The sequence below is a fragment of the Atribacter sp. genome (genome assembly GCF_035418125.1).
In the GTDB taxonomy this organism is placed as follows: domain Bacteria; phylum Atribacterota; class Atribacteria; order Atribacterales; family Atribacteraceae; genus Atribacter; species Atribacter allofermentans.
The window spans coordinates 1,372-6,576 of sequence record NZ_DAOLQM010000116.1 but is presented as its reverse complement, the minus strand read 5'-3'; the positions used below and the strand labels follow the sequence as shown (position 1 = coordinate 6,576).

3 protein-coding genes and 1 pseudogene are annotated in these 5,205 nt (G+C 42.2%); all 4 read left to right on the top strand.

The genetic code is table 11. From position 1 onward, the window contains the following. Positions 1 to 236 (top strand): annotated as a pseudogene (locus tag PLK24_RS06910) (carbohydrate ABC transporter permease); the annotation flags it as partial. Between the two features lie 39 nt (positions 237 to 275). Beyond that, positions 276 to 1,664, top strand: coding sequence for an FAD-dependent oxidoreductase (locus PLK24_RS06905; protein ID WP_324477598.1), 1,389 nt, complete (start codon positions 276 to 278; stop codon positions 1,662 to 1,664). 220 nt (positions 1,665 to 1,884) lie between these two features. Continuing rightward, positions 1,885 to 3,171 (top strand): ABC transporter substrate-binding protein, encoded by a 1,287-nt coding sequence (locus tag PLK24_RS06900; RefSeq protein WP_324477596.1) that lies wholly within the window; start codon positions 1,885 to 1,887, stop codon positions 3,169 to 3,171. 209 nt (positions 3,172 to 3,380) lie between these two features. Beyond that, positions 3,381 to 4,814 carry an FAD-dependent oxidoreductase gene (locus tag PLK24_RS06895; protein ID WP_324477594.1) on the top strand — a complete coding sequence of 478 codons (1,434 nt, stop codon included), beginning with the start codon at positions 3,381 to 3,383 and terminating at the stop codon, positions 4,812 to 4,814. Positions 4,815 to 5,205: the final 391 nt, after the last annotated feature.

The window sequence follows — 5,205 nt, the reverse complement described above, 5'->3', positions numbered from 1 at the left end:
TTATTTTCACCGCAATCTTCGCTTGGAATGAGTACTTATTTGCCTTTATTTTTACCAGTAGAAGAGCGGCCACCGCACCGCTCATTTTATCTGAATTTATGGGATCTTTCATGGGAGTTGAGTGGGGAATGTTATTGGCAGCGGCGGTGATTCACCTTATTCCCATGTTGATTCTTACCTGGATGGTACAAAGTTATTTGATCAAAGGGATGAGTTTTGGAGCAGTCAAGCAATAGACAAAGAGAAAATATTTCATATATCTGGAGGGAGTATTCATGGAAAAGGTTACATATACTCAGCAAGCCGTTGTAGAAGAAACCGATGTATTAGTAGTTGGAGGTGGCACGGCTGGTCTTGCCAGTGCACTGGCCTCAGCCAGAAAGGGAGTGAAAACAACTCTGGTTGAAAATAGCGGCAACTTAGGAGGCATGGCAACAATTGGGCTGGTTGGGCCATTTATGACTTGCTTCAGTAGCGATGGCAAGGACCAAATTGTAAAGGGGATTTTTGATGAAGTGGTTCGCAGAATGGAGAAAAAGGGAGGAGCTATCCATCCTGCCAACATACCAGCTTCCAGTCCCTATTCTAGTTTTCATCAAATCGGACATGACCACGTGACCCCTTTTGATCCCAATGTCTTCAAATTGGTTGCTTTTGAGTTATGCCAGGAAGCTGGAGTTAGATTAAAACTCTATTCTCGATTTTTAGGAACCCAGGTTTCATCTGCCGGCGAAGCGTCCAGTATTCGAGAGGCTTTTATTGCCAACAAATCAGGAATACAGGCAATTCGAGCTCAAAGATATATAGATTGTACCGGTGATGGTGATGTTGCCGCCCAAAGTGGAGTTCCCATGGAAAAAGGAAGAGACCTGGATAAAAAAATGCAGCCGTCGTCGCTTTTCTTTCGAATTGGGAATGTCGATTCTCAAAAGCTGATCACTTTTGTTCGAAAAAGTTACCCAGTGGGAAAAGATGAAGATGGTTTCTTAGAGATCATCAAAAAAGGCAGAATAGAAATGAATTACTCAGTCCCACACGACCGGATCGGTCTTTATCAAACCACCCGATGGGACGAATGGCTCATCAATCACACCAGGATGCTGGGGGTTGACGGTACCAACGTTGAGGATTTGACCCGGGCTCATATGGAAGGACAAAGGCAAGTTTTTGAAGCCTTGGAATTCATGCGCCGTTTTATTCCAGGGTGTGATAACGCTGAAGTCGTCGAAGTAGCCGATCAAGTTGGTGTCAGAGAAAGTCGACGTATCCAGGGTGAATATGTATTAAAAGTGGAAGATGTCTATAATTGTGTTCCTTTCGATGACTGTGTAGTTGCCGCTGGGTTCCCGGTTGATATTCATGATCCAGCTGGTTCTTTTGGTTTATTTGAACCACCCCGAGGACACCATTACGAAATTCCCTATCGATGTTTGCTTCCTCTCAAAGTTGATAATCTTTTGGTAGCAGGACGATGCGTATCGGCAACTCATGAGGCTCTCGGTGCCATTCGGGTAATGCCTTTTTGCTTTGGTATGGGCGAAGCAGCGGGAACAGCTGCTGCCATATCTATTCAAGATGGTGTTATCCCTAAAAAAGTTGATACGAAAAAATTGCAAAAAGTCTTAGCAGAGCAGGGTGCATTTATCCCTCGAATCAGTCAATAGAAAGAAAATTTTATATTTAATCTTTTTTTGCTATTCGGAATGAGGGTTGGTTTTTCAAGGAGGGTAAGTAATACGAAAATAACTGGGAAGGGGGTGTTTAGGTAAATAGTTGATGAGAAGAGCATTTTAAGAGTTATTGTGATAATACCGTTTTGTTTCACGGTATTCAGATCAAGGAAAGGAAGGATTAATGATGCATAACAGTAAAATTTTACATTATATGTTGGTTGCTTTGGTTGTGATATTCAGTGTTTCGTTTGGAGCAATCGCTCAGGATAAAATCGAGCTGATTATTATTGGACATCAAGTCCATTTAAATGCTGCCTCATCTCAAGAACCAAGCGCTAAAGGGGATAATTTGATTGAAGAATTTGAAGCTCTTCATCCTAATGTGAAAGTCGTTTACCAAACCTACCCTAACCCAAAAACCCAGGAAAAGCTGAATCTTCTTGGTCCTCTCAACCGAACTGAAGAAGATATCATCCATGTTCTTGATCCCTGGTTTGTGCCCCGGGTAGCCAATTTCCTCGAACCGTTGGATAAATATTTAGCAGAAAAACCCTTGGAAGATTATCCCAATGATTATCCTGAAGGTCTTCTTTCGGTTACCAAGATAAAAGACGTTCCTTATGCTATTCCAGTTCGAGTTGTTTATAACGGGATACAGTGGTTCAACCAGAAAATATTGGATGAAATCGGAGTGGCTTATCAACCAACAGTAACTGGACCAGAACTTTTTGATATTGCCAAGAAGGGCACATTTACTCGCTCCAATGGAGAAAAAGTTTTTGGTTATGCCTGGAGAGGTGTTATTGGAAGTATTTTTGAAATATTCGATCGCTGGGCACGATATTTTGGTTCTCGGTTGATAACTGATGACTTAAAACCAGCCGTGAATACTCCAGGAACCATCGAAGGCCTGTCCTATATGCAAAAATTTTACCAGGAAGGAATCGTTCCACCGGATGTTCATACCTATGAATATGCCGAAGAAGTAAAATTGTTTATGGAGAATCGTTCAACGGTCTATGATGGGAACACCAGCTATGGAGTCACTTTTAATGATCCAACCAAATCCAACATTGCCGGGGCGGCAATGTTGACTAAGTCTGAGTTGCCTCCTGACCTGCAAGCCCAGGGTCCTCACCACGGTTCAGCTGCTCTGTGGTCGATGGCAATTTTAAAAGGCTCTCAGAAAAAAGACCTGGCCTGGGAATATATTCGATTCCTGGCTTCTAAAAAAGGTGCTTTGAGCATGGGTCTTTCTGGAAACACCCCAGTTCGAGTTTCGACCTTGAATTCGGACGAATACGTTCAGAATAACCCAGCAGCTCAAATGGAAGCTTTAGTCGCACCTTATGCTGAAGTTTATTGGCCACCTTTTGATCGATCAAATGAAGCCATTGACTTGATCGGAAATTACTGCCACGATGTTATCTTTAGGGGTCAGCCAGTACAGGAAAGCATGGACCAGCTTGCCAAGGAATTAGAGGCACTGTTACCGTAATACTTCAATAGGTTGTGAGGTTGCTTTGATCCCCGTCTTTTTAAAAGGCGGGGATAACTTTTATTGAACGTTAAAGACTGTATTGGTGAATGATTATAGGTATGAGGTGTTAGAAAAAAGATTAGAGAAAAGACTTTATCATGAAATAAAAAGGAGATTGAGCAATCTATTTCCAAAATGAGCTGAAGTTCATAAGGGAGGAAAAATTAATGCCAAGAAAAACCTTCACGATATCAAAAGATGTCATAGTAATTGGTGCAGGACCTGCTGGTTGTGCCGCTGCTATTGCCAGCGCACGAAACGGCGCTCAAACTCTTTTGCTGGAAAAAAACGGCATATTAGGTGGTATGGCCACTGCTGGTATGGTGAAGCCATTTATGACCAGTTACGTTAGGAACAAAAAGGTAATCGATGGTATTTTTGGAGAAATAGTTCAAGGCATGCATTCACTGCACGCAGCTCTTGGCCCCTTTGCTTGCCCAAATTTTGAAAATCCCAACAAGAGAGATCGGGTCATTAGAAAAAATAGCCAACAAGACACTCATGGAACCGGCGGACATATCACGGTTTTTGATCCGGAGATATTGAAATATTTACTGGTTGTGGAAACGGAAAAAGCCGGGGTTGAATTGCTCCTTCATACCTTGGTCACCGATGCCGTCTTAGAAAATAAAAGAATAAAAAATATCGTTGCTGAAACCAAGTCAGGACGTTATATCTTCACTCCCAAAATCGTCATTGATGCCAGTGGAGATGGTGATGTTGCCGCTGCAGCAGGTTTTGATTACGTTCTCGGCCGGGAAGAAGATGGAGTATGTCAACCAGTTAGTGTCATGTATACCCTGGGAGGAATTGATACCGAAAGAGCCCGTGAATATATTTTGCAAAATCAAGACCAGTTTGAATGGTTGTCAATGCCTACCCTAAACGAACCGGTTTTGCCCACCTACGAATCGAAACCGCTGGCCGGATCGGGATTTTTTAATATTATTGCCGAGGCCAAGGCTAAAGGAGAGCTGGAATTAGGTCGAAATCAAGTCACCTTTTTTACCGATTTAAGAAGAGGAGAATGGACGATAAACGCGACCAGAGTTAATAGAATCAATGGGAATTTTGTTGAAGATTTAACTCATGCCGAAAAATCAGCACGAAAGCAGGTGTATTCTCTCACCGAAACCTTGAGAAAATACGTTCCTGGTTTTGAAGATTGTTTTATTCTCGCTTCATCGAGTGTGATTGGAGTGAGGGAAAGCCGAAAAATCATCGGTGAATATGTTCTCACTCGTGAGGATATCGTTGAAGGGAGAAAGTTTACCGATTCAGTTTGTAAAGGATCATTCCCCATTGATATACATGATCCTTTTGGAGACAAAGGAACTTGGATTGAGCTGGATGATGCCTATACTATTCCCTATCGGTCACTTATTCCAAAGGGTGCCGACAATTTGCTGGTTGCTGGTCGGTGCATTTCCGCAACTCATGATGCCCAGGCATCAACTCGGGTAATGCCGACCAGTATGGCAATCGGCCAAGCAGCAGGAACTGCTGCCGCCCTTTCTCTAAATAACTATATTGAAAAACTTCCCAATCTTGATATCAAGCTATTACAAAATACCTTAAAACAACAAAACGTCATTTTGTAACCAATCATAGTTTTTAAAAATGAAGTAAGGGGTGAGTTGTGAGCAGTGAGAAACAACTTGTTCATTCTTATCACCCCCTCTCACACTCGCCCCTTCAGTTTTTTGCTAGGAGGAAAAACACTTTTTCCTTTTTTCTTCTTCCCTGGTGGGAGAGGATTAAGGTGAGAGGGTAACTCATTTTCATCCTCATTTGGTGCTGTTGAATAACATGAAGGTCTATCCTGTAAATATCATCAATAAATTCTTTAATCCGTCATCCTGAGGCTTCGTTTTTCGAAGCCGTGAGGATCTCATCTGACATCGAAGGTGTCATCCTGAGCGGTGCTTTCCCGCGCGAGGATCTCATCTTTTATATTTCTTTGTTTTTTAAAATATTTTAAAGGATGAGATT